This is a genomic window from Cryobacterium sp. Y11 (assembly GCF_002929535.1).
In the GTDB taxonomy this organism is placed as follows: domain Bacteria; phylum Actinomycetota; class Actinomycetes; order Actinomycetales; family Microbacteriaceae; genus Cryobacterium.
This window is the reverse complement of the sequence record NZ_PJJO01000059.1, coordinates 189,561-215,710: the sequence shown is the minus strand read 5'-3', so window position 1 is coordinate 215,710 and position 26,150 is coordinate 189,561. Positions and strand designations below refer to the sequence as shown.

At 65.4% G+C, this 26,150-nt stretch carries 26 protein-coding genes; 8 read left to right on the top strand and 18 right to left on the bottom strand.

Annotated elements, in window-relative coordinates; genetic code table 11:
- Positions 1–190: 190 nt before the first annotated feature.
- From CXY75_RS19865 to CXY75_RS14455, 5 genes are all read right to left on the bottom strand, one after another.
- A complete protein-coding gene (locus CXY75_RS19865) occupies positions 191–1,246 on the bottom strand; it encodes a hypothetical protein (RefSeq protein ID WP_158251214.1) in 1,056 nt (351 codons plus the stop codon).
- Positions 1,246–1,794 carry an orotate phosphoribosyltransferase gene (gene pyrE, locus CXY75_RS14470; RefSeq protein ID WP_104083508.1) on the bottom strand — a complete coding sequence of 183 codons (549 nt, stop codon included), beginning with the start codon at positions 1,792–1,794 and terminating at the stop codon, positions 1,246–1,248. The genes CXY75_RS19865 and pyrE overlap by 1 nt, the downstream gene beginning before the upstream one ends.
- A gap of 116 nt (positions 1,795–1,910) precedes the next feature.
- The gene (locus CXY75_RS14465; RefSeq protein ID WP_369826733.1) at positions 1,911–2,351 is read right to left on the bottom strand and encodes an MFS transporter; all 441 of its coding nucleotides are present in this window, start codon (positions 2,349–2,351) and stop codon (positions 1,911–1,913) included.
- A gap of 90 nt (positions 2,352–2,441) precedes the next feature.
- The gene (locus CXY75_RS14460) at positions 2,442–3,800 is read right to left on the bottom strand and encodes an SLC13 family permease (RefSeq protein ID WP_104083506.1); all 1,359 of its coding nucleotides are present in this window, start codon (positions 3,798–3,800) and stop codon (positions 2,442–2,444) included.
- Between the two features lie 9 nt (positions 3,801–3,809).
- A complete protein-coding gene (locus CXY75_RS14455; RefSeq protein WP_146069481.1) occupies positions 3,810–4,640 on the bottom strand; it encodes an aspartate/glutamate racemase family protein in 831 nt (276 codons plus the stop codon).
- A gap of 147 nt (positions 4,641–4,787) precedes the next feature.
- Here CXY75_RS14455 and CXY75_RS14450 point away from each other — a divergent pair, with 147 nt between their 5' ends.
- Positions 4,788–5,603 (top strand): IclR family transcriptional regulator, encoded by an 816-nt coding sequence (locus CXY75_RS14450; RefSeq protein WP_104083504.1) that lies wholly within the window; start codon positions 4,788–4,790, stop codon positions 5,601–5,603.
- Between the two features lie 52 nt (positions 5,604–5,655).
- On the opposite strand, the gene CXY75_RS14445 is transcribed toward CXY75_RS14450, so the two are convergent.
- Entirely contained in the window at positions 5,656–5,862 is a 207-nt protein-coding gene (locus CXY75_RS14445) for a hypothetical protein (RefSeq protein WP_104083503.1), read from the bottom strand.
- 45 nt (positions 5,863–5,907) lie between these two features.
- On the opposite strand from CXY75_RS14445, the gene CXY75_RS14440 reads away from it, so the two are divergent.
- Entirely contained in the window at positions 5,908–6,822 is a 915-nt protein-coding gene (locus tag CXY75_RS14440) for a LysR family transcriptional regulator (protein WP_104083502.1), read from the top strand.
- Positions 6,823–6,945: 123 nt separating this feature from the next.
- Here the strand turns inward: CXY75_RS14440 and CXY75_RS14435 are convergent, their stop codons facing one another.
- The 9 genes from CXY75_RS14435 to CXY75_RS14395 all read right to left on the bottom strand — a co-directional run bounded on the left by CXY75_RS14435 (position 6,946) and on the right by CXY75_RS14395 (position 17,133).
- Positions 6,946–8,445 (bottom strand): CoA-acylating methylmalonate-semialdehyde dehydrogenase, encoded by a 1,500-nt coding sequence (locus CXY75_RS14435; protein WP_104083501.1) that lies wholly within the window; start codon positions 8,443–8,445, stop codon positions 6,946–6,948.
- A gap of 65 nt (positions 8,446–8,510) precedes the next feature.
- Positions 8,511–9,866 carry an aspartate aminotransferase family protein gene (locus CXY75_RS14430; protein WP_104083500.1) on the bottom strand — a complete coding sequence of 452 codons (1,356 nt, stop codon included), beginning with the start codon at positions 9,864–9,866 and terminating at the stop codon, positions 8,511–8,513.
- A 72-nt stretch (positions 9,867–9,938) separates the two neighbouring features.
- The gene (locus CXY75_RS14425; protein WP_104083499.1) at positions 9,939–11,084 is read right to left on the bottom strand and encodes an ABC transporter substrate-binding protein; all 1,146 of its coding nucleotides are present in this window, start codon (positions 11,082–11,084) and stop codon (positions 9,939–9,941) included.
- A 13-nt stretch (positions 11,085–11,097) separates the two neighbouring features.
- Positions 11,098–11,871, bottom strand: a complete 774-nt coding sequence (locus tag CXY75_RS14420; protein WP_104083498.1) for an ABC transporter permease — start codon at positions 11,869–11,871, stop codon at positions 11,098–11,100.
- The gene (locus CXY75_RS14415; protein WP_104083497.1) at positions 11,868–12,755 is read right to left on the bottom strand and encodes an ABC transporter ATP-binding protein; all 888 of its coding nucleotides are present in this window, start codon (positions 12,753–12,755) and stop codon (positions 11,868–11,870) included. Before CXY75_RS14415 ends, CXY75_RS14420 begins: the two co-directional genes overlap by 4 nt.
- Positions 12,752–13,708 carry an ABC transporter permease gene (locus CXY75_RS14410; protein WP_104083496.1) on the bottom strand — a complete coding sequence of 319 codons (957 nt, stop codon included), beginning with the start codon at positions 13,706–13,708 and terminating at the stop codon, positions 12,752–12,754. The genes CXY75_RS14415 and CXY75_RS14410 overlap by 4 nt, the downstream gene beginning before the upstream one ends.
- 8 nt (positions 13,709–13,716) lie before the next feature.
- Positions 13,717–14,733 carry a TIGR03842 family LLM class F420-dependent oxidoreductase gene (locus tag CXY75_RS14405; RefSeq protein ID WP_104083495.1) on the bottom strand — a complete coding sequence of 339 codons (1,017 nt, stop codon included), beginning with the start codon at positions 14,731–14,733 and terminating at the stop codon, positions 13,717–13,719.
- Positions 14,734–14,745: 12 nt separating this feature from the next.
- Positions 14,746–16,179, bottom strand: a complete 1,434-nt coding sequence (gene hydA / locus CXY75_RS14400; RefSeq protein ID WP_104083494.1) for a dihydropyrimidinase — start codon at positions 16,177–16,179, stop codon at positions 14,746–14,748.
- A gap of 78 nt (positions 16,180–16,257) precedes the next feature.
- On the bottom strand, positions 16,258–17,133 hold the full coding sequence (locus CXY75_RS14395; RefSeq protein WP_104083493.1) for a nitrilase-related carbon-nitrogen hydrolase: 876 nt from the start codon (positions 17,131–17,133) through the stop codon (positions 16,258–16,260).
- Positions 17,134–17,284: 151 nt separating this feature from the next.
- Between CXY75_RS14395 and CXY75_RS14390 the strand changes: the two genes are divergently transcribed.
- The 5 genes from CXY75_RS14390 (at position 17,285) to cofD (ending at position 22,670) form a co-directional block, all read left to right on the top strand.
- On the top strand, positions 17,285–18,652 hold the full coding sequence (locus tag CXY75_RS14390) for a PLP-dependent aminotransferase family protein (protein ID WP_104083492.1): 1,368 nt from the start codon (positions 17,285–17,287) through the stop codon (positions 18,650–18,652).
- Positions 18,653–18,813: 161 nt separating this feature from the next.
- A complete protein-coding gene (locus CXY75_RS14385) occupies positions 18,814–19,791 on the top strand; it encodes a putative F420-0 ABC transporter substrate-binding protein (protein WP_104083491.1) in 978 nt (325 codons plus the stop codon).
- A gap of 97 nt (positions 19,792–19,888) precedes the next feature.
- Entirely contained in the window at positions 19,889–20,905 is a 1,017-nt protein-coding gene (locus CXY75_RS14380; protein ID WP_104083490.1) for a putative F420-0 ABC transporter permease subunit, read from the top strand.
- The gene (locus CXY75_RS14375) at positions 20,896–21,684 is read left to right on the top strand and encodes an ABC transporter ATP-binding protein (protein WP_233201927.1); all 789 of its coding nucleotides are present in this window, start codon (positions 20,896–20,898) and stop codon (positions 21,682–21,684) included. The genes CXY75_RS14380 and CXY75_RS14375 overlap by 10 nt, the downstream gene beginning before the upstream one ends.
- Positions 21,681–22,670, top strand: a complete 990-nt coding sequence (cofD, locus tag CXY75_RS14370) for a 2-phospho-L-lactate transferase (protein ID WP_104083489.1) — start codon at positions 21,681–21,683, stop codon at positions 22,668–22,670. The genes CXY75_RS14375 and cofD overlap by 4 nt, the downstream gene beginning before the upstream one ends.
- Here cofD and cofC read toward each other — a convergent pair.
- The 3 genes from cofC to CXY75_RS14355 are packed head-to-tail and all read right to left on the bottom strand — an operon-like array spanning position 22,667 to position 25,173.
- Positions 22,667–23,311 carry a 2-phospho-L-lactate guanylyltransferase gene (gene cofC, locus CXY75_RS14365; RefSeq protein WP_104083488.1) on the bottom strand — a complete coding sequence of 215 codons (645 nt, stop codon included), beginning with the start codon at positions 23,309–23,311 and terminating at the stop codon, positions 22,667–22,669. The two genes, cofD and cofC, sit on opposite strands and share 4 nt — an antisense overlap.
- The gene (cofE, locus tag CXY75_RS14360; protein WP_104083594.1) at positions 23,308–24,123 is read right to left on the bottom strand and encodes a coenzyme F420-0:L-glutamate ligase; all 816 of its coding nucleotides are present in this window, start codon (positions 24,121–24,123) and stop codon (positions 23,308–23,310) included. Before cofE ends, cofC begins: the two co-directional genes overlap by 4 nt.
- Before the next feature lie 48 nt (positions 24,124–24,171).
- Positions 24,172–25,173 (bottom strand): TIGR03557 family F420-dependent LLM class oxidoreductase, encoded by a 1,002-nt coding sequence (locus CXY75_RS14355; protein ID WP_104083487.1) that lies wholly within the window; start codon positions 25,171–25,173, stop codon positions 24,172–24,174.
- A gap of 136 nt (positions 25,174–25,309) precedes the next feature.
- Here CXY75_RS14355 and CXY75_RS14350 point away from each other — a divergent pair, with 136 nt between their 5' ends.
- Positions 25,310–26,146 carry an exodeoxyribonuclease III gene (locus CXY75_RS14350; protein ID WP_104083486.1) on the top strand — a complete coding sequence of 279 codons (837 nt, stop codon included), beginning with the start codon at positions 25,310–25,312 and terminating at the stop codon, positions 26,144–26,146.
- The last annotated feature ends 4 nt before the right edge of the window (positions 26,147–26,150 follow it).

Sequence of the window (26,150 nt, the reverse complement as noted above, 5' to 3'; positions counted from 1 at the left end):
GCTGCACGCTCCGATGGTGGCGCGGCGAAGAGCTGCTGGTGCGCCTGGCCTGCCAGCCGCGCCAACAGCATCCGCTCGCCCGGCAGCATTCGGGCGCGCGACATGCGATCCCACCCACCGCTGATCGATCCTGCCAGAGATCGCCATGCGAAAACCGCAGCCAGTCCCGAGACGGCCGCGCGGGGGCGCGTCAGACGCCGGGGCCGGCTCCCATGATGCTCGCGCTGAGCGGCTCGGCCGAGGCTCGGCTGACGAAGCAATAGAAGTTGCGCGGCTCGTTGGTCCACTGCGCTTCGGTGATCGGGTAGCTGCCCTGCATCTGCAGGTTCGGGTAGGCGCCGGCCGCGCTGAGGTCCAGAATTCCCGGCGTCGTGCACAGCAGGTTGATCTGCGCCGCCAGTGCGGCCTCGCCCGGAAACACCGTGGCCGCATCGCCGCCAAAATTGCCACGGAACACGAGCTGGGCGGTGTGCCCGGCTGCGCAATCGACGACCGTGAACTCTTCCTCCCACGGCGAGACGTAGGGTTCGAGGCATTCCCCGCCGAACAGGGTGTTCCAGTCGTGCGGGCCGGCCGGCTGCATCGCCGTGACCTCGGGGGTCGGGGTCGGCGTGGCGGTGGGCGTGAGGGTCGGTGTCGGTGTCGGGGTAGCGGATGCGGATGCGGCCGGTGCCGCCACCGGAACGGGGCTCGCGACCAGCCGCTGACCAAGGTAGAACAGGCCAACGAGCACGATGATGGTGAGCAATCCGACGGCCGTCCAGATCAAGGCGGCCTGGCGAGCGCCGGGAGCGCTACGCCGGGAGCGGTGGCGGCGCGGCGCAGCGACGTTCGGGGCAACGGGCAGGACAGTCGTCGCGGCGGGCAGGACAGTGGTCGCGGCGTCGCGTTCGCGATTGACGGGTGCAGCATTCGGGGCTGCGGGCGGGGTGCCGGCAGCGGCCGTCGTGGGGTCGGTTGACGCAGGGTCGGTTGACGCAGGGTCGGTTGACGCAGGGTCGGTTGACGCGGCTGCGCTGGCCGCCGGCGAGACCGGTGTAGACAAGGGAGTCGTCCACCAGGGAGCGGGCGCGGCGGGTTCGACGCGGTCGACCGGCACCGCAGCGGCAACGATCGGTTCGACGGTCGACGATGCGACCGATGCCTCGAAAACCGAACTGTCGTCGCCGACAACGGCATCGTCGTCGGGCTGGCCAAGTTGCGACGCGAGCCAGCCGATACCGTGCTCGTCATCGCGTGGTGCCACTAGTTCAGACCCAGATCCTCAAGGGAAATCGCTGCAAAGTACGGGTAACCTGCGGCCTCGATCACTTCGCGGGCACCGGTGTTGCGGTCGACCACGACGGCGACGCCGGCAATCTCGGCGCCCACCTTGAGCAGGGCCTCGATGGCTGCGAGGGGCGACCCCCCAGTAGTCGAGGTGTCTTCGAGCACGATCACGCGTTTACCCGCGAGGTCTGGCCCCTCAACCTGACGTCCCCGGCCGTGGTCCTTAGGTTCCTTGCGCACGACGAACGCGTCGTAGTTCGCCCCACGGGCAGCGCCCTGGTGCATGACAGCCGCGGCGATCGGGTCAGCGCCCATGGTCATGCCGCCGACGGCGACCACATCGGGTACGTCGTTGATGAGATCGAGCATGACCTGCCCGATCAGCGGGGCGACCCGGTGGTCGAGGCTCACCCGGCGCAGGTCCACGTAGTACGTGGCCTTCTTGCCGCTGGTGAGAACGAAATCCCCGTGAAAAACGGCCTCGGCCGAGATGAAATCGATGAGTTTCTGCCGCGTATCAGTCACGCTCGCCAGTTTAGGGCATAGTTCAGCAGGCCGAACGTTGTCGCCAACAGGCGCGACGGGAGAGGGGGTTTTCACGTGGAGTTCGAGTTTTCGGGCGCAACCGGACCAGCCTCCAACTACCGCTGCTGGAACACCCGCCGCGACACCACGATGCTGCAGAGGGACAGTGCCGCGACCGCCACGAGGTAGTACCCCCGCACGAGCAGCGAACCAGTCGTGCCGATCAGGAACGTGACAATGAACGGTGCGAATCCACCGAACACCGTCACACCGATGTTGTAACCGAGCGACAGCCCCGTCGTGCGGATCTGCACGGGAAACATGGCCGACATGATCGCTGGCATCGGCGCGAAGTACGCCGTGGCCAGCACGCCGAGAACCAGCTCGATGCCGATCATGGTCGGAAGATTGGGCGACTGGTTCAGCAGTGTGAACAGGGGGACGCCAAGCATGATCGTTCCCGTGGCGGCCCAGAACATCACTCGGGCCGACCCTACCCGATCGGCAAGCTTACCGACGAATGGCAAGCCGGCGCTCATGATCACACCGAATACCAGCGTGGCGACGAATGCCCCGCGATGGGCATGCCAAAATTATGCGAGAACGACGGCGTCAGCGATGAGAAAACGTTTCAGAGGGATTACGGCTTAGCCAATACCCAGGTGCACGAAACAAAACCACACGAGCACAGGCACAACGGCGATCATGACCACGGCCCAGATTAGCAGCGCGCGAAAGAACATCCGCTCGTCCTTGGGCGGGGCGCTGGCCATGAGCAGTGCACCGCTCGTGGACATGGGGCTGACATCCACCACGGACGAACTGATAGCGATTGCAGTAACCACGCCGATGGGGCTGAGCAGAGGGTCGAGGGCGATGGGCGTGACGAGCGGACTGATCACGCTTAGGGTGCCCGTGGTCGACGCGAACGCCGAGACGATCGCCACGACGTAGCTCGTCACGAGGGCCGCGAGCGAGCTATTGCCGAGTCCGGCGATGCCGTTCTGCAGTTCCTCGAGCGCGCCGATGGCTTCGAGCATACCGACGTAGGTGACGATCCCGGTGACCAGCAGGATGGCCGACCATGGCATGCTCTCCACGGCCGATTTCTGTACGCTCGAGTTCACTACGATCAGCGCGAGGGCGATCACGAACGACGCCACTCCCACATCGATACCGAGCACGGTCGTGAGCACGAGCAGCACCACCAGCCCTGCGAGCGTGAGCACCCGGATCGGCGTCACGGCCACCTTCACTGGTGCCGTCTTCACCGGTACAGTCTTCACCGGCCGGGTGAGAACGGATGTCCTCGCTCGCGTTCCGGAGGCGGTACCGGTGACGTCGGCGCCCCTTAGGATCTCGCTGGCAACTTCGCCCGGCAGCTCGGCCGCACGACGAAGACGCTTTCCCATGATCTTCTGCGCTGCCGCATAAGCGATGAAGGCAAGAAGCGCGTTGAACACGAAACAGTAGATGAAGAGCTTGAGTGAGTCGGCGCTGGCACCGGCATCGTCCAGCATCACGTTGGCAAGCACGCCGAACGGATTGACCGGTGAGAAAGCGCCGGCATTAGCGCCCTGCACCACCACGAGGCCCATGGCCAGGGTGCTGATTCCAAAGCGGCTACCGAGGGCAAGCGCCACCGGGGCTACGATGGCGATGGCGGCCGGGGTGAACGCTCCCGCCGAAGCGAGTACGGCCGTGAGTAGGAACATGAGCACGGGCACGAGCAGTTTCCGCTCGCCCGCGAGGCGCTCGGCCCAGTACGCGAGCAGGTCGATCGTGCCATTGATGCGCACGATAGCAAAGAGCAGCGTCGCGCCCACAAGAATGAAGAACAAGCCAGCCGGAAACTCGCTAATCACGTCTTTGATCGGTAGACCGGCCACGAGTGTACCCACGCAGAAGGCGGCCACGAGCGCGATGAGTCCGGCGTTAATCTTGGTGAACGAGCCGATGGCAAAGGCCGCAATGAGCACGAGAAAGGCGATAAGTGCGATAGACATGCGCGCGCCCTACGCGTCGGTTCGAATACGAGGAACGAGCGAGTTGAGTGTGCCCGCCAACAGCCCGCCGGCGTTCGGGATCGCCGGGGTGTGGCCGAGCAACTGGAGGATCTCCCAGGTGGTCGCCGTCGCCGCGGTGATCACGGGCAGTCCCAGCTCGTCCTCGACCGCCTGCACGGCGGGAAGTGAAGGCATCTGCACGCAGGCGGAGAGCACTATAACGTCGGCTCCCTCATGTTTCAGGTTGCGCGCCAACTCGGGCAGATTGAGCGGATTGAGACATCCCACAGCAAGGTTGTCGTCCACGCCCAGGCTCACGGTATCGAGCACCTCGATACCCGCTCCCTCGATGTAGTCGCTCACCATCTGGGTGAGCGGTTCCATGTACGGTGCCACCATCACCACGCGGCGGGCGCCGAGCTGCTTCAGGGTGCGCACGAGAGCGCCGGCACTGCTCGTGACCTCGGCCGGGTGAGCATTGTCTGCGGCCGCCTGGCGGATAACGTTCTCGGCCGGCTCGTGCGCGCCGGGACCCTGCGCCATGACGGCCACGAGGCAGGCATACGCGATCACGTCCACGTCGGCGTCGGAGACGGCCGCGGCGCAGTCGGCAGCCTTCGCTGCCATAGCAAGTAATTCCTCCGTCGTCACGTTTTTCAGTGCGGCGCGGGCGGAATGGAAGGTGTACGCGTGACCGGTTGCCGCGGTCTGGCGTCGAAAAAGTTCCGGCAGCTCGGTCTCCATGGTCGTGTTCGAACTCGGGACGATAAGACCGATTCGTGAGGAACCAAGCCGGCTCGCAGCCCTCAAGGCGTCCGTTGTGAGGTTGGACTGTGTCATTGCTGTCTCCACGTCGTTGTGCGCTGGGCTGAGCGAGTTGAATATTTCAACCCATCAGATAGGTTGCACTCCCATCTTGTGGGTTATGTTTGGTTCTGTCAAGACGCCGGAATCCGTCGGGGTCGGCGCGGCTCTACTCTGGAGTGGATGGTGCAAAGCAACGAGGTAGGAGCAACGATCGTGTCAACGGAGCAGGTCAGTCGCCGGTCACCCACGCTGGTGCTGCACAAAATTACCGAGATTCTCAACTGTTTCCGGGTGGATGCACCCGAACTCACCCTGCAGCAGGTGATCAAGAAAACCGGCCTACCGTCGAGCACCTGTCAGCGCCTCGTGCAGGACATGGTGCATGAGGGGCTATTGGATCGCGATCAGGATCGGTACCGCATCGGGATTGCAGTGGTGCGCTGGGCTGCGCCCGGCACGCTCGGTCTCGACGCAGTGCAGCTCGTGAAGCCGGTGCTGCAGGACTTGCGCGACGAGACCGGCGAGACGGCCTGCTTCTACGTTCGCGACGGCGCCTTCCGCACCATCGTGGCCGTAGCCGAGACGCGGCACGTTGTAATCCGGCCGTTCATGGTCGGCATGGTCATGCCACTGCACGCCGGCGCCCCCGGCAAGATTTTCCTCGCCTTCGATCCGGACGCCCGCGCCGCCATCGAGAGGTCCGATCTTGTGGCATTCACGGGTTCCACGCCACCCGATTTGGCAACCCTTGATGCCCAGGTCGTAGTCGCCCGCACGCAGGGCTACTACGCCGCCTTCGGAGAGCGCAACCTCGGTGTGGGCTCGATCAGTGCACCCGTCTTCACACACATGGGCGAACTAGCCGGTGCTATCGGCCTGGGCTTTCCCACCCAGCGGGTCATGCCCGACGACATCGAGCGACTTGGCCCCCTTGTAGCCCGCGCATCGATCGAGGCGAGTCGTCGCCTGGGCTACGACTCGGCCATTCGCGGGTAGCGTCCCAGCCCCGAAGCAGATACGCGCGCCAACCCCCAACCTCGCGTGCGAGCTACAAGGCGCGAACGAGGGCGCTACGGTCGACCTGGCGGTAGCCATCGCGGTGCACGTCGACGACGAGGGCGGCGATAGATGCCGCAGAGATGAGCAGGATGGCGATGAGCACGAACACGAGGTGCCTTTCGAAAGAGGAGGAGTTGCCCAGCACGGAGGCGACATTGCACGTGTTGGACTGTTCCAGTTGACCATCGCCGACCATGCAGCACAATCGTATTATTCTGCATGAACTGTTTAGTCTGTCTACATGGACGTTCAACGACTTGAACTACTTCGCGAGCTTGCCGACCGCGGCAGTGTCACGGCGGTCGCCCTGGCCACTCACCGCACACCCTCCGCCGTGTCGCAGCAGCTCAAGGTGCTCGAACGCGAGGCCGGTCTGCCGCTCACCCAGAGGCAGGGGCGTGGCCTCGTGCTTACCTCGGCTGGCCGCGCCTTGGCTCGCAGCGCAACGGATATCGCGGTGTCACTCGCGAAAGCCACCGCGCTCTGGGACGAGTTTCGCAACCAGGCCTCCGGCGAAGTCAGCCTTGTCACCTTTCCGACCGCTGGCCAGATGCTCCTGCCCGGCGTGATCAAACACCTGGGCCCCGGGCTGGTGCTCAATTGCGCCGACGAGGACCCCGAACTGAGCGACTTTCCCGCGTTCACGGCCGAGTACGACATCGTGCTAGCCCACTCGATGAGCGGGCAGCTGTCCTGGGCTGGGCGTGGCCTGAGAGTCGTGCCGCTGATGACCGAGCCGCTGGATGTGGGACTGCCGGTGGGGCATCCGCTTGCCGGTCGCGCCTGGGTCGCCCCGCGCGACCTGATCGGGGAGACCTGGATCGGAGTGACCGACGGCTACCCGTTTGAGCGCATCCTGCACGCGATCGAGCAGGAGGCTGGCGCGCGGCTGTCGATGTCGCACCGCTTTGCCGACCTCGCGCTGATCGAATCGTTCGTGATTGCCGGGCTCGGCATCGCACTCGTGCCGCGCTACACCTCCGGCCGCGGTCAGCCCGGTCGCCTCGTACTCACACCCCTGCGCGGCATCGAATCGGAGCGTCAAATCGTGGCCCTGATGCGCCCCGACCGAGCCGAACGCCTGGCCGTGCGCACCGTAATCGAGGCCCTGCGCCGCGAAGCGTCGCAGGTGCAACAATCCCACGCCGCCACATAGGTCGTCGAGAGCGGAAATAATGTCGCTTCGGCCATGCTGAAGTAACATTTTTCCCGCTCTCGCGAGATGTGGCTGGCGGGATGCGGGAGGACGTCTCGTTCCTCGTCCAGCGGTCGGGGCGGGCTAGGAGTTTTGGGGGAAACCTAGGTTGATGCCTCCGTGGCTGGGGTCTAGCCAACGGCTGGTTACCGCCTTCTCTCTCGTGAAGAAGTTGACTCCGGCAGGGCCGTAGGCCTTGGCATCACCGAACAGCGAGTTCTTCCAGCCGCCGAAGGAGTGGTAGGCCACCGGCACCGGAATGGGAACGTTGATGCCGACCATGCCGACCTGCACCTCGTTCTGAAACCGACGAGCTGCCCCGCCGTCGTTGGTGAAGATCGCGGTGCCGTTGCCGTACTGGCTCGCGTTGATGAGATCGAGGCCCGCTTGGTAACTGGCCACGCGCACGATCGACAACACCGGTCCGAAGATCTCGTCGAGGTACACGGCCGAGTCGACGCTGACCTTGTCGAACAGGGTCGGGCCGAGCCAGAAGCCGTTAGCGTCGCCGTCAGCTGTGACGTTGCGACCGTCGATGACGACCTCCGCTCCGTCTTTCTGGGCGATGTCGATGTAGCCGGCGACCTTGTCGCGGTGCACCTTCGTGATCAGCGGGCCCATGTCGCAGCCGCGCGTGCCGTCACCGACCGTGAGGCCCTTGACGCGTTCGACGATCTTCGCGATGAGCTCGTCGGCGACGGGCTCGACGGCGACGATGACGCTGATCGCCATGCAGCGCTCCCCGGCGGATCCGAACCCGGCGTTGACGGCGGCATCCGCTGCCAGGTCGAGGTCGGCGTCTGGCAGCACGAGCATGTGGTTCTTGGCGCCGCCAAGGGACTGCACGCGCTTGCCGTGCTTGGCAGCCTGCTCGTAGATGTAGCGGGCGATCGGGGTGGAACCGACGAAGGAGATGGCCTGCACGTCAGGGTGCACGAGCAGCGCATCAACGGCCTCCTTGTCGCCGTGCACAACGTTGAGCACACCATTGGGCAGCCCAGCCTCCGTGAACAGCTCGGCGAGCCAGTTGGCGGCGGATGGGTCCTTCTCGCTCGGCTTGAGCACCACGGTATTGCCAGCTGCGATTGCGATCGGGAAGTACCAGAGCGGCACCATCGCCGGAAAATTGAACGGGCTGATGATTCCAACGACGCCGAGCGGCTGACGCAGCGTGTAGACATCGACGCCGGTCGAGACGTTCTCGGAGTACTCGCCCTTGGTCAGGTGAGGCATGCCGAGGGCGAATTCGACGACCTCGAGGCCGCGAATAATCTCGCCGAGCGCGTCGGAGGTGACTTTGCCGTGTTCGGCGGTGAGAATCTCGGCGAGGTCCCCCTTGCGGGCGTTGAGCAGCTCGCGGAAGTTGTACAGGATGGTCTGGCGACGAGCCTGACTCAGGTCGCGCCAGGCCGGGTAGGCGGCCCGGGCGACGGCGACGGCCGCGTTGAGGTCAGTGGAGCTCGCCAGCAGCACGTTTTTGGCAACGGTGCCGGTGGCGGGGTTGAAGACGGGAGCGGTGCGGGTCGAGGCGCCGGCGGCAGCTGCGCCGTCGATGTAGTGCTGGATGGTGGGAACTTCGGTCATGAGTGATGCCTTTCATTAAATCCGTTAAACGAGCTTGTCGAGATTTCGACGAGCGACGAGGGCGGTTAGGCGAGCAGGTCGAGCGCGAGCACCTCGTCGTAGATGACGAGCGCCTCGGCCACCTCAGCGTCGGTGACGACACAGGGCGGCACGACGTGGATTCGGTTCTCCATCAGGAACGGCAGCAGGCCGCGGCCGAGCAGTTCGGCCTTGACCCTGGCCATGACGGCAGCGCTCACCGGCTCGCGGGTCGCCTGGTCGGCCACCAGTTCGACCGCCCAGAACACGCCGACACCGCGAACGTCACCGATGATCGGGTGTTTGGCCTGCAGCGCGTGAAGCCCCGGCTCCAGCACGTCGCGGCCGATCCGCGCGGCGTTCTCCACGATGCCCTCGGCCTCCATCGCGTCGAGCGCGCCAACGATTGATGCCATGGCGAGCGGATGCCCGCTGTAGGTGAGTCCGCCGGGAAAAACACTCTCGTCGAAGGTGGCCGCGATGGCATCGGAGATGATCACGCCGCCGGTGGGCACATAACCGGAGTTGACGCCCTTGGCGAAGGTGATCAGGTCGGGCACGACGTCGTACCCCTGAAAGGCGAACCAGTTTCCGGTGCGGCCGAAGCCACACATGACCTCGTCGAGAATGAGCATGATGCCGTACTTGTCGCAGAGCGCGCGCACCCCGGGCAGGTAGCCGGCCGGCGGCATCATGATGCCGGCGGTGCCGGGAATCGACTCGAGCAGAATCGCCGCGACCGACGAAACACCCTCGCCCTGAATGACGCGTTCGAGATGGTGCAGGGCGCGGGCGCATTCCTCCTCTTCGCTGCTGGCCCAGAATTCGCTGCGGTACAGGAACGGTCCAAAGAAGTGCACGTGGCCGCGCGCGTATTCGTTGGGAAGGCGGCGCCAGTCGCCGGTGGCGACCACGGCCGCGCCGGTGTTGCCGTGGTACGACTTATAGAGGGAGAGCACCTTGTCGCGACCGGTGTGCAGGCGAGCCATGCGCATGGCGTTCTCATTCGCATCCGCTCCCCCGTTGGTGAAGAAGACCTTGTTGAACCCGGCCGGGGCCCGATCGGTGATGCGCCTGGCAGCTTCGCCCCGGGTCAGGTTGGCCGTCGCCGGCGAAATGGTCGTCAGCAGCGCGGCCTGCTCGGTGATGGCTGCAACGACAGCCGGATGCTGGTGGCCGATATTCACGTTCACCAGCTGACTCGAAAAATCGAGGTAGGTTCGCCCGTCGTGGTCCCAGACCCGGCAGCCGAGCCCGCCGGCGATGACGAGCGGCGCAAGTTTCGCCTGGGCCGACCACGAATGGAAGACATGGGCGCGATCGAGTTCGCTGGTGCGCGCATTAAGACTCGGCGCCCCATTAGTGGATGCCGGGGAAACGGTGTGTGTGCTGGTATCAGTCACGTCTATCGCTGGCTTTCTTTGTGGTGGTGGTAAGAACGGGGGGTAGTTGATAGTCGAGACGAGATTGTGCTGCTAGTTGCCGCTCACGTTGAGGGTGACCTCGGCGGGCGTCCAGTCGGTGCCCATCACGTCGACGCCGTCGGCTTCAAGCTCGTCGAGGGCCTGCTGCACGTACTCGTTCGAGTAGGCGGTGGCTGGCGGTTCGGTCGTGATGATAGTCGCGCCGGTCTCGTTCTGGGTGTTCAGGGCGATGTCGACCGTGTTGGCCCAGGCCGCTTCGTCGATGAGTCCGACGCCGCTGGTCGACGGGAAGATCAGCTTGCTGACCTCGTTGGTCATCCACAGCTGGTGGCTCTGACCGAGTGAGGAACCGGCGGCGGTGACGATGCCGGCAGCGTCTTCGGGACTGTTCGCCGCGAAGATCCAGCCCTTGATCGAGGCCTTGATGAACTTCACCGTGTTGGCAGCGTAGTCCGCGTCGCTCTCCAGCTGATCGGCGTTGGCCCAGATGGCGTCCTGCAACATCGCGGTGCCCTCGTCGTTCCAGTCGATGACGTTGAGTTCATCGGGCTGGTACAGCTCGCCGGTGTCGGGGTTTTCGGTTTCGAGCACCTGGGCGTACTCGTTGTAGGTCATGGCCTGGGCCGCGTCGATATCGCCGGAGAGGAAGGCGTTCATGTCGAACGCCTGCTGGATCAGCGAGATGTCCTCGAGTGCGACGTCGGCCCGCTGCATGCCGGCGAACAGTTCCCACTCATTGCCGAAGCCCCAGCTGCCCACGTTCTTGCCGGCCAGGTCGGCGGCCGTTTCGATGTTCTTGCCCTTGAAGGAGATCTGCGTGGTGGCGCTGCGCTCGAAGATTTGGGCGACATCGGTAATGTTGGCGCCCTGCTCGATCGAGCCGAGCACCTTCGGCACCCAGGAGATGGCGTAGTCCACGTCGCCGGCCGCGAGCACGTCCTGCGGAACGATGTCGGGTCCGCCCTCGACGATGGTGACGTCGAGTCCCTCATCCTCGTAGTAGCCCTGGTCGACGGCCGCGTAGTATCCGGCGAACTGCGCCTGGGCGACCCACTGCAATTGGAGGGTGATCGGGGTGAGCTCGCCAGCGGCATCCGTTTCGGGAGTGTTGCTGGCGCCGCTGCAGCCGGAGAGAACGAGAGCACCGACCGCCGTGATCGCGCCGACGGTGCCCAGCCATGCAATGCGGTGTTTCATGGTGCCTCCTTGGTTACTGGTGCTGTGGTTGGTAGGCGACGAGCTTCTCCACGATGAGAGCTGCACAGTAAAAGACGAGTCCGAGAATGATCGAACCGAGCACGTAGGCCCAGGCGAGACCGTAGTTACTGCTCGCTGCGGCCGACGTGATCGACTTGCCGAGGCCACCGACCGGGCCGCCGAAGTATTCGGCGATGAGGGCGCTGATCACGGCGAGTGACGACGCAATGCGCAGGCCGGTGAAGACGAACGGCAGCGCGGTCGGCAGAGTGACCGCGCGGGTGGCCTGCCAACTGGTGACGGCGTAGGCGCGCATCAGGTCGCGGTGCACCGGACGCACCTGGCGCAACCCCTTGAGGGTGTTGAAATAAACCGGCACGAACACGGCGAGCGCCGCGACGAGTTGCCGGGCGGTCTCCGCGCCGGCGCCGAACATCGTGTAGAGCACCGGGGCGAGCGCCACGATCGGCACGACAGAGAGGGCAGCGACGACCGGCGCAGCCATCTCGTCAAACAGCCGGGCGAGCGCCGAGACGATCGCGAGCGCGATGCCGAGCAGGGCGCCGATGACTAGTCCGACTAGGGAATTGCGGCCGGTGACCGCCATACCGTTGGCCACGTTCTGCAGGTTGCCGGCGAATTCGGCGCCGATGGCAAACGGTGCGGGCAGGATGAACGCCTTGATCGCGAGCCCGGTGACGAGGCCCTGCCAGAGCAGGATAACGGCCACCCCGAACACGATCGGGGCGAGCACGGTCTGAAGCAGTTTTGGCTGGGTCGTTCTCATCGGGTCTCGACTCCGCGAGCGCCGGTCGGTGCAGCTGGTCCGGTTGAAGGCGTGTCGCCGTGCAGCAGCTCGCGCACCTCGCTGAGCGAGCGAAAGAAGCCCGCGTCTTCGCGCAGGTCTTCGCCCCGGCCAGCCATATCGCCGAGACCGACGCTGACAATCGAGCGGATGCACCCGGGCCGCGGCGACATGACCACCACCCGATTCGACAGGAACACCGCCTCGGGAATGGAGTGCGTGACGAACACCACGGCGGCCTGGGTTTCGGCGCAGATGCGCACGAGTTCGTTCTGCATGCGCTCGCGGGTCATCTCGTCGAGGGCGCCGAACGGTTCGTCCATGAGTAGCAGGCTCGGGCTTTCGGCGAGCGAACGGGCGATCGCGACGCGCTGCTGCATGCCGCCCGAAAGCTGGTCGGGATAGTGCGTGGCGAAGTCGGATAGCCCGACCAGTTCGATCAGCTCGGCCGCACGCGCGCGGCGGGCCACCTTGCCAACTCCGTGCAGTTCGAGCGGCAGTTCGATGTTGCCGGCGACCGTGCGCCACGGAAGGAGCCCGGCTTGCTGAAACGCGATGCCATAGGACTGGTCGATGCGGGCCTGCCGGGCCGGCTTGCCAAACACCTCGATGCTGCCGCTCGTGGGCACGTCGAGATCGGCGACGAGTCTCAGCAGCGTGCTCTTGCCGCATCCGCTTGGCCCGATCAGACTGACGAACTCGCCGGGTGCGACCGTGAGGCTCACGTCGTCGAGGGCGGTGATGCCGGGGCCTTTGCGTGCGGTGAAAATGCGACTGACGCTGCGTACATTAACAGCGGGCACATCGACAGCGGGCACAGGCCCGTCAGGCACGGCGTCGGCTGTCCTGCGCGTTGGTTGCGTCATGCTGCCACCTCTCCCCTGCGAAAACGACGAAGGAACAGGCCGATCACGCCCATAAAACCGGCAGCGACGAGGCCGACCATGATCGATCCGAAGATGGGCGCCCAGGGCTTTCCGGGGTCACCGCCAGCCGCGCCGGCGTACTCGACGATGAGTCGGCCGATGCCGCCGCGCAGTCCGATCGACACCTCGGCGACGACGCTGCCGATGACCGCGCTGACCGCGGCCAGGCGCAGGGCCGGCAGCAGGTAGCCGACGCTGGCCGGAAGGCGCAGCCGCCAGAGCGTCTTCCACCAGCCGGCCGCGTAGCAGTGCATGAGGTCGACGTGGTTGGCGTCGGGCGAGCCGAGGCCGCGCAGCGCACCGATCGACACCGGGAAGAACGCGAGATAGGAGGCGATCAGGGCCACCGACATCCAGCTCGCCCAGGTGAACTCGCCAAACTGAATCTGCGCGCCCCAGCGCCGCACCAGCGGGGCGATCGCGATGAGCGGAACCGTCTGACTTAAAATGATCCACGGCAGAATCGCCGATTCGGCCAGTCGGAAGCGCTGCATGAGCAGGGCCAGGCCGAGCCCGACGGTCACGCCGACCAGCCAGCCGACCGCGGCGATGCCGAGGGTGAACAGCGACCCCTGCAGCACCGCCAGCCATAGCGGCAGAGCGGATGCCGCGCCCGTCACCGGCTCGAACAGGCGCTCGAACATGACCGCGAGGTGCGGCATCGCGAGGTCGGTCGTGCGCGGCAACACCGTCACACCATTGAGGATCACGCCATCGGCCGGGCCGAGGGTTTTGTAGAGCTCCCAGACCAGCGCGAGCAGCGCGAGGCCGGCCAGGCCGAACAGGCCGGGTCGCAGGCGCGGGTACACACCCGAACGCCCGGGCTGGTGCGCTGTAGCTACCCCGAGAGCTCCGCGCGTGAGCGGGGCGGCCTGCTCGCTGCTCGTCAGCATCCGCTTGGCTATTTCGTGGCCGTGATGGAGTCGGCCAGGGCGGGAATCACGGTTTCGCCGTAGACGCGCATGGTTTCTTCTTTGTTGTCGTGCTGCAAGTAGCTGGCGAACTGGTCGACACCGAGGTCTTTGAGCGCCTCAAGCTTCTCAATGTGATTTTTGGCGGTGCCGAGCAGGCAGAACCGGTCGACGATCTCGTCGGGCACGAAGTCGGTGTGCTCGTTGCCCGCCTTGCCGTGCTGGTTGTAGTCGTAGCCCGCGCGGTTTTTGATGTAGTCGGTGAGCGCTTTAGGCACGGCGGAATCGGCGCCGTACTTGGCCACGATGTCGGCCACGTGGTTGCCGACCATGCCGCCAAACCAGCGGCACTGGTTGCGCATGTGTTCCCAGTCCGTTCCGATGTAGGCGGGGGCGGCTACGCAGAACTTGATCGATAAGGGGTCGCGGCCGGCGTTGGAGGCTGCCGTGCGCACGGAAGTAATCATCCACTCGGCCACGTCGAGGTCGGCCATTTGCAAAATGAAGCCGTCGCCCACCTCACCGGCGAGCTTCAGCGCCAACGGACCGTAGGCGGCGACCCACACTTCGAGGCTCGAGCCATGGCTCCACGGAAACTGCACGGTGGCACCGTTGTATTCGACCGGGCGGGAGTTAGCGAGCTCGCGGATGACATGAATCGACTCGCGCAGCGTCTTCAAGTTGCTCGGCGCGCCATTGGTGGTGCGCACCGCCGAGTCGCCACGGCCGATACCGCAGATGGTGCGGTTGCCGTACATCTCATTGAGGGTCGCGTACGTGGATGCCGTCACGGTCCAGTCGCGAGTGGCCGGGTTGGTGACCATGGGGCCAACGATGATTGTGCTGGTCTCGGCCAGAATACGGCTGTAAATCACATAGGGTTCCTGCCAGAGCAGGTGCGAGTCGAAGGTCCAGACGTGGCTGTACCCGTGCGCCTCGGCCAGTTTGGCCAGGTGCACGGTGCGCGCCGACGGCGGGTTGGTCTGTAGTACTGCTCCGAAATCCATGCGAATCCCCCCTTAGATTAGGTACTGACTCAGGCCGCGCTTGATGTAGCGCCCGTCACCCTTGGTACCGAGGTAGGCGTTTTCATCGATCACGACCTTGCCGCGCGAGATCACGGTGTCGACGTGGCCGTCGATCTCGTAGCCCTCCCAGGCGGAGTAGTCCATGTTCATGTGGTGCGTCTTGTTCAGGCCGATGGAGGTGTGCCCATTCGGGTCGTAGATGACCACGTCGCCATCGGCGCCGGGCGCGATCACGCCCTTCTGGCCGTACATGCCGAACATGCGTGCCGGGGTGGTGGAGCACACCTCAACCCAGCGTTCGAGCGAGATCTTGCCATCGACCACGCCCTGATACAGCAGGTCCATCCGGTGCTCGACCGAGCCGATTCCGTTGGGAATCTTGGAGAAGTCGGTCAGGCCCAGGTCCTTCTGACCCTTCATGCAGAACGGGCAGTGATCGGTGGAGACCATCTGGATGTCGTTCGTGCGTAGGCTCTGCCACATGTGGTGCTGGTGGCCCTCGTTCTGGGCCCGCAGCGGCGTCGAGCAGACCCACTTGGCACCCTCAAAACGGCCCCACTCGTCGCTCTCGGCGCCGAGGTTGTCTTCGAGCGAGAGGTACAGGTATTGCGGGCAGGTCTCGCCAAACACGTTCTGGCCGTTGTCTCGAGCCTGGGCAATCTGGTCAACGGCCTGCTTGGCCGACACGTGCACTATATAAAGAGGAGCGCCGGTCAGGTTGGCGAGCATGATCGCCCGGTGCGTGGCTTCTTCTTCGGCCTGCCAGGGCCGAGTCAGGCCGTGGTACAGCGGGCTGGTGTTGCCGGCGGCGACCGCCTGCTGCACGAGCAGGTCAATGACGCTGCCGTTCTCGGCGTGCATCATGATCATGCTGCCGTTCGTCGCCGCACGCTGCATGGCCTTGACGATCTGGCCGTCATCGCTGAGAAACACACCCTTGTAGGCCATGAACAGTTTGAAGCTCGAGACACCCTCGCCCACGAGTTCGTCCATCGCGGTGAGCGAATCGTCTTGCACGTCGGAGAGAATCTGGTGAAAGCCGTAGTCAATGGCGCACTGGCCGGCGGCCTTCTGCTGCCATTTCTGGTACTGATCGAGCACGTTTTCACCGGCGTATTGCACGACGAAGTCAACGATGCTGGTGGTTCCGCCCCAGGCGGCGGCGCGGGTGCCAGTTTCAAAGGTGTCGCTGGCCTGAGTGCCGCCAAACGGCATCTCCATGTGGGTGTGGGCGTCGATGCCGCCGGGGATGACGTACTTATCGTGGGCATCGATGACGCGGTCAACGTTGCCGGCGACATCGAAGCCGAGCAGGTTCGAGCCGGGCGCGAGCACGGCGGCAATTTTTTCGCCATCGATGAGCACATCGGCGAGCCCTCGGCCCGTGGCGTTGACCACGGTGCCGTTCTTGATCAAGATTTTCATGGCATCCTCTTCGCTGAAAATGGCAGGGGTAGCGGATGCTGCCGGCCGGGTCGGTCGACAGCATCCGCTCTATGCGCTTTAAGGGGCGACGAGGGGCTCATAGGAGTCGGGGCGACGGTCGCGGTAGAACTGCCAGTCGCGGCGCACCTCGCGGATCACACCGAGGTCGAGGTCGCGCACGACGATCTCCTCGGTATCAGTGGACGCGATGGCGCCCACGTAGTTGCCCGTGGGGTCGACGAAGTAGGAGCTGCCGTAGAACGTCACGGCCTCGTCACCGAATTCGTCCTGTTCGTTACCGATGCGGTTGTTCGCGCCGACGTAGTACTGATTGGCGACCGCGGCGGCCGGCTGCTCAAGTTCCCACAGCCGGTTCGACAGCCCGGGCTTGGTGGCCGAAGGGTTGAACACAATCTCGGCGCCGTTCAGGCCGAGCGCCCGCCAGCCCTCGGGAAAGTGGCGGTCGTAGCAGATGTAGACGCCGATCTTGCCGTACTTGGTCTCGAAGACCGGGTAGTCGGTGTTGCCGGGGCGAAAGTAGAACTTTTCCCAGAACTGCGGCAGGTGGGGGATGTGGTGTTTGCGGTACTTGCCGAGGTAGCTGCCGTCGGCGTCGATGACCGCGGCGGTGTTGTAGAGCACGCCGGGCTGTTCTTCTTCGTACACCGGCACGACGATGACCATGTTGTACTCGGCGGCGAGTTTCTGAAAGCGTTCGACGATGGGGCCGGGCACGCTCTGCGCGTAGTCGTAGTACTTGGCGTCTTGCACGATGCCGAAGTAGGGGCCGTGAAAGAGCTCCTGAAAGCAGATCACCTGTACGCCCTGGGCGGCAGCTGTGCGCACGAATCCCTCGTGCTTGGCGATCATGGACTCTTCGTCGCCGGTCCAGGTGGCCTGGGTGATCGCCGTTCGAACGATGTTCCGGGTGTCGGAGGTGGTGCCGTTGCTCATGCTGTGCCTTTCACTTGCTTCGTTAGTCAATGACCCTGACGAACCGCGTTGTTCGCATTGTTATTATTTGACGTAAACATTTGAAATGTGTTTCTCTGTGTATCGCACGCATTAATCATCCTGTCGTCCAACGCAGCCAGGAGCAAGAGCAATGCAGAACTTTATCGACGAGATTGAGCAGCCCACCCCGGCGGGGATAGCCGCGGCCATCGGGCGCCTGATCGCGAGCGGTCGGCTCGCCCCGGGCGACCGTCTGCCCACCGTGCGCACCCTGGCCGGTGAGCTCGGCGTGAGCCCTGCAACGGTCAGCCACGCCTGGCAGGCCCTCGCTGCAGTCGGCCTGATCGTGTCGCGGGGCCGTGGCGGCACCTTCGTGCAGGATGCCGCGCCCACGTGGCTTCCGGCCCGCAGCCAGTCCATGATCGGCGCCGCCGGACCAGCCCGGTTCGATCTCTCCCGCGGCACGCCAGACCCGCTGCTGCTGCCAGCACTCGGACCGGCGCTCTCCCGTTTGGAGCAGCGCGCGGCAACCCCGAGCTACCAGGATCTGCCCATCATTCCGGAGCTGCTCGAGGTGCTGCGCGAGTCGTGGCCGTACCCGGCCGAGACGATCACCATCGTCGACGGCGCCCTCGACGCCATTTCGCGCTGCCTCGACGCTGTCACCCGGTTCGGCGACCGAATCATCGTGGAGAACCCCTCGTTTCCGCCGTTCTTTGATCTGCTCGACCAGCTCGGCTTGGAACGCCTGCCGGTGTCCGTCGATGAGCACGGCATCATTCCCACCGAATTTGCCGCCGCCCTGAAGCTGGGCCCGGCCGTCATTCTGTTGCAGCCGCGCGCACACAACCCGACCGGTGCGTCGATGACCGCCCATCGCGCCGAGGAGCTGGCCGACCTGCTGCGCCGGGAGGCGGCGAGCGTCGACACCATCATCATCGAAGACGACCACTCCGCCGAGATCACTATCGCCCCCGAGGTGAGTCTCGGCCGCTGGCTGCCCGAACGGACCCTGCACGTGCGTAGCTTCTCGAAGTCGCACGGCCCCGACCTGCGCATGGCCGCGCTCGGCGGCCCGGCGGCGCTGATCGACCCGATCGTGTCGCGGCGCATGCTCGGCCCCGGCTGGACCAGCCGCATGCTGCAGACTATTTTGCACGACCTGCTCACCAACGGCGACAGTATCGCGCAGGTCAGCGAGGCCCGGCGCATCTACTTCGCCCGCCAGCGTGCCCTCGCCGACGCCCTGACTGAGTTCGGGCTCGAGGTGGTGCAGGCCGACGGCATCAACACCTGGCTGCCCGTTCAGAACGAGCGTGACGCCATGGTGCGCCTGGCCGCCTCGGGAATTCGGGTGGCCGGCGGCTCGCCATTTTTGGCCGTGGAGGGCGGCCCCGCCTTCATTCGGGTGACAGCAGGCGCGCTGCCCGACGACGTCAGGTCGGTGGCGGAAGCGCTAGCTGCTGCTTCGCATCCGCGTGATTCGGCCGTGCACCGGCTCGGTGCGCGCTGGGCGTAGAGCTGTCGGGTCTAGGGTTGAAACAGACGACCGGTTTACTTTGACCGGCCCCGCTGGCCTGGATTTGGGCTGAGGTCCTTTATTGCTGCGTCATCAGCACCGTGCCAGTTTGCGCCCGCCCTGCCTTCTGCAGCGCACCGCACAGAGTCGAAAGCGATCCCATGAATCGAATCACCGTGCGCCTCACCGCGCTGGCAGCCGCCGCCCTGCTGCTGAGCGGATGCGCCGCCACGGCCATCCCCGCCGCCACCGAAACCCCCGTCGCTAACGCGAACTACCCGGTCACCGTCGAGAATTGCGATACGAGCCTCACGGTCACGGCCGCGCCCGAACGCATCGTGTCGATCAAGTCCTCGGCCACCGAGCTGTTGCTCGCGCTGGGGCTCGGCGACCGCATTGTCGGATCGGCATTTCTCGACGGGCCGCTGCCGGAGTCGCTCGCCACCGAAGGCGCCGACCTGAACGTGATCAGCGACTTTCTGCCCGGGCAGGAGGCCGTGCTCGGCCTGAACCCCGACTTTATCTACGGCGGCTGGGAATCCAACTTCACCGCGGACGGCGTGGGCGAACGGGCCGGTTTGACCGCTCTTGGCGTCGGTAACTACGTCTCGCCGGCCGCCTGCAAGGGCGACGCGATGCCCAACCCACTCACCTTCGACACGGTGTTCAGCGAAATCACCGAAGCCGGAGCGATCTTCGGGGCAAAGGATGCCGCCGCCGACCTGGTCAGCACCCTGGAAACCGACCTCGCCGCGCTCGAACCGGCCTCGAACGCGACCGCCGTCTGGTACTCGAGCGGCACGACCACCCCCTACGTCGGCGCGGGCATCGGCTCGCCCGCCATGATCATGGAGGCCGCCGGCCTCACCAACATCTTCGCGGACGTCACCGACACCTGGACCTCGGTCGGCTGGGAGTCGATCATCGAAGCCAACCCGAGCGTCATCGTGCTCGTCGACGCCACCTGGAACACCGCGGCCGCCAAGATCGCCAACCTGGAATCCGACCCGGTCACCCAGGTGCTCGACGCCGTCAAGAACCAGCGCTACATCATTTTGCCGTTCGCCGCCACCGAGGCTGGCATTCGCAACGTCGAGGCCGCGTCCTCCGCTATCACCCAGCTGGCCAGCTTCAAGTAATGCGTCCCAAATTCACGCGAGAGCGGGAAATTTGTTGCTTCAGCACCCTTGAAGTAACAAATTTCCCGCTCTCGCGGCCTAGTCGAGGGGGGGGTAGGTGACCCGGCGTAACTACGTGGGGTGGGTCGTGGCGGCGTCCATCACCTTGGTTGTCGGGTGCGGGGTGGCAGTCACCATCGGGCCGGCGGCGGTCAGCTTGGCGCAGGTGGCCGGCAGCATTGGGGCGCACCTGGGCCTTTCGACCGAGCCGGTGCCGCTGCTGATCGACTCGATCGTCTGGCAGTTGCGGTTGCCGCGCGTGCTCACGGCGGCGCTGGTCGGCGCCGGCCTCGCGCTCAGCGGCGCGGTGATGCAGAGCGTGACCCGCAACCCCCTCGCCGACCCGTACCTGCTTGGACTTTCGAGCGGGGCATCCGTTGGCGCGGTCTGCGTGGTCATTCTCGGTATCGGCATTATTCTGCCCGCCGCTGCCTTCGCCGGCGCGCTGCTCGCCCTGGTCGCGACACTGAGCATCGCCAAGGTCGGTGGCACGATCACTCCGGTTCGGGCCGTGCTCGCCGGGCTCGCCATCGCTCAACTGGCCGGCGCCCTGACCTCGTTCATCATTTTCTGGGCCGCCAAGGGCGACTCCTACCGGGAGATTCTCAACTGGCTGCTCGGCTCGGTGGCCGGTGCCACCTGGGAGAGCGTGGCAATAGCGGGAACGGCCGTCGCAGTCGTTGGCACCGGAATCCTCTTGTCGGCGACCCGGCTCGACGCGTTCGCCTTCGGTGACACCTCGGCGGCGAGTCTCGGCATCAACGTCAATCGCACTCGGTGGGGCCTGCTCGGGGCGGTCGCGCTGCTGACCGGAGCCATGGTGGCCGTGAGCGGCTCGATCGGGTTCGTCGGGCTCGTCTTGCCGCACCTCGTGCGCGGCATCAGCGGGCCAGGCCACCGCCGGCTACTGCCGCTCACGGCGGTCTGCGGCGCGCTCTTTCTCGTCGTCGCCGACACGCTCGCGCGCACGGTATTCGATCCGCGGGAGCTGCCGGTGGGCATCATCACAGCGTTCATCGGCGTGCCGGTATTTATTGTGCTGATCAAAAGGAAGAAATCACGGCTGTGGGCGTAGACCTCGATCGGCTGTCATTCGGCATCGACGGCACCATGATTGTGCGCGATATCTCCGCGTCGATGCAAACCGGCAGCGTGACCGGGCTGCTCGGCCCGAACGGTGCCGGCAAGTCCACCCTGCTGCGCCTCGTGGCTGGTATTGACAGAGCGGATGCCGGCACCGCCTCCCTCGACGGGGTCGCGATTGGTTCGTTGCCCCGGCGGGAGGCCGCCCGCCGCATCGCCCTGCTCGAACAAAATGCGTCGCCGAGCGTTGAGCTGACCGTGCTCGACGTCGTGCTGCTCGGTCGCATTCCGCACCGCACCACACTGATGGGGTCGTTTGGCGGCGACGACGATCGCGCCGTCGCCTTCGACGCCCTCAACGCGGTCGGCGCGGCGTCGCTGGCCGACCGGTCTTGGCACACCCTCAGCGGCGGGCAGCAGCAGCGCGTGCAGATCGCCAGAGCCATGGCGCAACGACCGAGCCTGCTGCTGCTCGACGAACCGACCAACCATCTCGATGTCAGCGCCCAACTCTCGCTGCTCGGGCAGGTGCGCGAGCTGGGGGTGACGGCGATCATGGCCTTGCACGACCTCAATCTCGCGGCGGCGTACTGCGATCACATTCTGTTACTCGACGGCGGCCTGCTCGTAGCTTCGGGCACGCCGACCGAGGTGCTCACCCCCGAAATCATCGGAGCCGTCTACGGCGTCGACTGCTTCATTCTGGAACATCCGCGGGGCGGGCACCCGGTCATTGTGTATTCGGCCGCCTCATCGAAAGGCAACTCATGAAAAACGTCACCGTATTGGCCGGCGGGATCGGCGGCGCCCGCTTCACTCGCGGGCTGCTGGCACAGCTCGCCGTTGTCGCTCCCGAAGCTTCCGTGACGGTCATCGTGAATACCGGCGACGATATGTGGCTGGACGGGCTGCGCATCTGCCCCGATCTCGACACGGTCATGTATACCCTCGGCGGCGGCATCAATGAGGAACAGGGCTGGGGACGGCCAGACGAATCCCGCCGGGTGTCGGCCGAGATCGCCGCCTACGGCCGCGGCTGGTCGTGGTTCACGCTCGGCGATCTCGACCTCGCGACCCATATTGTGCGCACCGATTTACTGCGCGCCGGGTCGACGTTAAGCGAGGTGACCGAGTTTCTGTGCCGGCGCTGGCAGCCTGGCGTACGACTGCTCCCCATGAGCGACCAGCCGGTCGAGACCCACGTATGCCTCGCCGAGAATATCGATGAGCATGCGGCCGGCGACTATATTCACTTTGAGGAATGGTGGGTGCGGTACCGCGCCCGAGTGGCCGTGAGTGGCTTCCAGCAGCGCGGGCTCTCCGACGCAGTCGCCGCTCCTGGTGTGCTCGAAGCCATCAGCGCGGCCGACCTCGTGGTACTACCACCGTCGAATCCGGTTGTGTCGATTGGTACGATTCTGGCCGTGCCGGGCGTGCGCGACGCCCTGCGGTCGACGGCCGCGCGGGTGGTGGGAGTGTCACCGATCATCGGCGGCGCCGCGGTGCGCGGCATGGCCGATGCCTGCCTAGCCACGATCGATGTCGAGACCAGCGCCCTCGCCGTCGCCCTGCACTACGGCGCCCGCAGCGAGGGTGGAGTACTCGACTCCTGGCTGGTCGATGAAACGGATGCCGCGGCGCTGCCTCCGCTCGCGGCCGCCGGCATCCGTTCTGCTGCGGTGCCACTGTGGATGACCGATCTGCCAGCCACGACCGCGATGGCCGCCGCCGTGTTGCGCCTGGCCGCCGACCGTTAGAGCTGAACGCGGCCAAATAGCGCGCTCGTGTATGGCCCGAGCCCGAGTGCGCGGGCAACCTCGAGATCAGCGGCGGTGTCGACATCACGGCGGATCGACGAGTTCGATAGCAGGTCGAGCGCAACGTGCCCAGCGGCCTCGTGCGCAGCTCGGGAACCGAGCCCAAACTGTGGCGTGAACGTGACGCCTGCACGGGCAAGCAGGGTCGTCGTTCCAACCCCTTCGGCATCGGGCACCAGTGCGCGCGGGTGCTCCGCGGCGAGCGCGAACGCCGTGTCGACGTCGACCGGGCACAGGGCGGGCAGATCCCCGGTCATCACGGCCACATGTGCATCAGGGCAGGCGAGCCGGGCAGCCGCGATGCCCTGCACGATCGCGGCGTTGAGTCGAGCGTGCCCCCTCGCGCCTTCGGCTTGAGCCACCGTCTCCGGCACGATGACCGCACCGAGCATCGCCAATAATTTGCCCAGGTGCGCACTGCCGGTCACCACGAACACACGCTCCACGGCGGATGCCGCCACGAGCGCCGCCACGGTGTCGAGCGCGAACGTCTCGGCGAGCGCAGCGCGCTCGGGCATATCGCCTAGCCGGCTCTTCGCCCCGTCGTTGCCCTTCACCGGCACCACGACCGCCCACGTCATGCCCGTTCTGCCTCGGAACTCCCTGCCATGCCCACCTCGGCCGCGGCGCGCCCGGCGGCGAAACCCTCGGCAAACCCTTCGGCGCGGGCCTCGGTTGTGCCGAGGCGAAACATGTCGGTGTCACTCGGTCGTTGCAACGCCCGGGCGCCGGCACTGTCGAGCTCGCCGACCAGGCGGCCGAGTCCGCGCACGACGGCGACCGGGTTACCACTGGTTTTGCCCTTGACCAGGTCGGCAGCACCGGCGATCTCGTCGGCGACTGCAGCGACGGTGACGTCGAGGCGCCGGCCAGAGACATCCGTGGTGCCGCGCAGATCATGGAACACCGCGAACCCGGCCGCTCCGATGGCGATGTCGGTCTGGCCCTCGCGCCACGCTCGCCCGGCCGTGTCGGTGATTAGCACCCCGAGTCGAAGCCCGGTGGCCGCACGCAAAGCCGCGCAGATGGCGCGCGCCGATGCATCCGCGTCGACCGGAAGTAGCAGCACAATGCCGTCGGGCGCATTGCTGGTGTCGACTCCGGCCGCCGCCATCACCAGGCCCTGCCGATTTTCGACGATGCGGGTGACGCCACCCGGGTGGGCTCGCGAGGCCACGACGCGCACAGTTTCGTCGGTGATCGCCTGCTCCCGATCGGCCGCCAGGGCGGCGCGTCCCTCGGCCTTGGAAACAATCTTGCTGGTCACCGCCACAATATCGCCGTCGATTAGACGCGATTTGGCGGCATCCGCTATCAACACCGCCAAGTCATCACCGTCTTGAATCTCACCGAAACCGCCCAGAGTGAACACCTTGAGACCAAACAGTTCCATGGCGCCCACTTCAGCGGTCGCGGCGTCGGGCAACGAATCGTGCGGCATTTATCGAACGAGCTTCGGCAGAACGGATGCGCCAAAGACGTCGATCCACTGCTTCTGATTGCGGCCCACGTTGTGCAGGTAGATGCGATCAAAACCGAGGTCGACAAACTTCTGGATGTACTTGCGGTGCTCGTCGGGATCGGCCGAGATGATCATGCGGCCCTCGAAGTCTTCCGGGCGCACGAGCTTGGCCATCTGCTCGAACTCGAACGGCGAACGAATGTCACCCTTCGGAAACTTCATGCCGCCGTTCGGCCACTCGTGCAGAGCGTTTTTCATAGCCTCTTCGTCGGTTTCGGCCCAGCTCATGTGCAGTTGCAAGACCTTGGGCATCACCGACGGGTCCTTGCCGGCTTCGCGGGCACCGTCATCGAACTTGCCAAACAGCATCGAGATCTTCTCCAGCGGAGCACCGACCGTGATGAGCCCGTCGGCCAACCGGCCGGCACGCTTGGCGGTAACCGGGCCGGCGGTGGCAACCAAAATCTCCGGAGCTACCTCTGGCATGGTCCACAGTCGGGTCGACTCAAGCTTGAAGAACTGGCCGGAGTGCTTGACGTCCTTACCGGCGATCGAGCCGGTGAACAGCTTCGAGATGATCTCGATGGCCTCAAACATGCGGTTGATGCGTTCGGGCGCTTCGGGCCAGTAGCCACCGACGATGTGCTCGTTCAGGGCCTCGCCGGAACCCAAGCCCAGCCAGTGCCGGCCGGGGTACATCGAAGCGAGGGTCGCAGAGGCCTGGGCGACCATGGCCGGGTGCCAGCGAAAGGTCGGCGCGGTCACGCCAGGGCCGAAGTCGCCCGTGGTGCGCTCGGCAATGGCGGCGAGCACGCTCCAGACGAAGCTTGACTGGCCCTGGGCCGGAACCCACGGTTGAAAGTGGTCGGCCGCCATTACGCCGGTGAAACCGTGCTCCTCGGCGTACTCCGAGAGCGCGACCGCCTCGGCCGGTGCGAACTGCTCCAACATGGCCGCGTAGCCAATCTGCAACTGCGTCATTGTGACCTTCCTGCGCATGGGTGTTTTGTACCCATTCAATCGCAACAGAGCGGATATCGCATTCGATACCGCGAGCCGTGGCATCCGCTTCAGGCTGATAGCCGCCGCACAGCGTGGCCCCTTATAGGCTTGAGGCATGCGCATCGCCACCTGGAACGTGAACTCCATTCGAGCCCGATCCGGGCGAGTCGTCGATTGGATGGAACGCGAGGACATCGACGTTCTGGCCATGCAGGAGATCAAGTGCAAGCCGGCGCAGTTTCCGTCGCAGGTGTTCGAAGATGCCGGCTACGACCTCGCCATTCACGGCCTGAGCCAGTGGAATGGCGTGGCCTTTGCCAGCCGCGAACCGATGACGGATGTCGTCACCGCCTTCCCGAACATGCCCGGCTTCGTCAAGGGCGCGGTCGGTCCAGACCAGCCGCTCGAAGCCCGCGCACTCGGTGTGACCGTGAACGATCTGCGGCTGTGGAGCCTGTATGTGCCGAACGGGCGCGCACTCGGCGACCCCCACTACGACTACAAGCTGGCCTGGCTGAAGGCGCTCGAGGTGCATGCGGCCGAGGAACTCGCCGCCAATCCCGCGCTCGCCCTGGCCATGATGGGCGACTGGAACGTCGCGCCCTTCGACGCGGACGCGGGTGACCCGACCCTCGTTCCGGGTCTCTCCACGCACATCTCCGCCCCGGAACGTGCGGCCTTCGAGGCCTTTGCGACCGCCGGTCTCACCGACGTGGTGCGGCCGATCGTGCCGGAGGGTTTCACCTATTGGGACTACAAGCAGCTGCGCTTTCCCCGCAATGAGGGCATGCGCATCGACTTTATCCTCGGCTCGCCCGCCTTCGCCGATCTCGTAACGGATGCCAGCATCCACCGTAACGAACGCAAGGGCGACGCCCCGAGCGATCACGTTCCAGTACTCGTCGACCTCGACCTGGGCGACGATAACGACGACCGCCCAATGATCTTCTAGACCG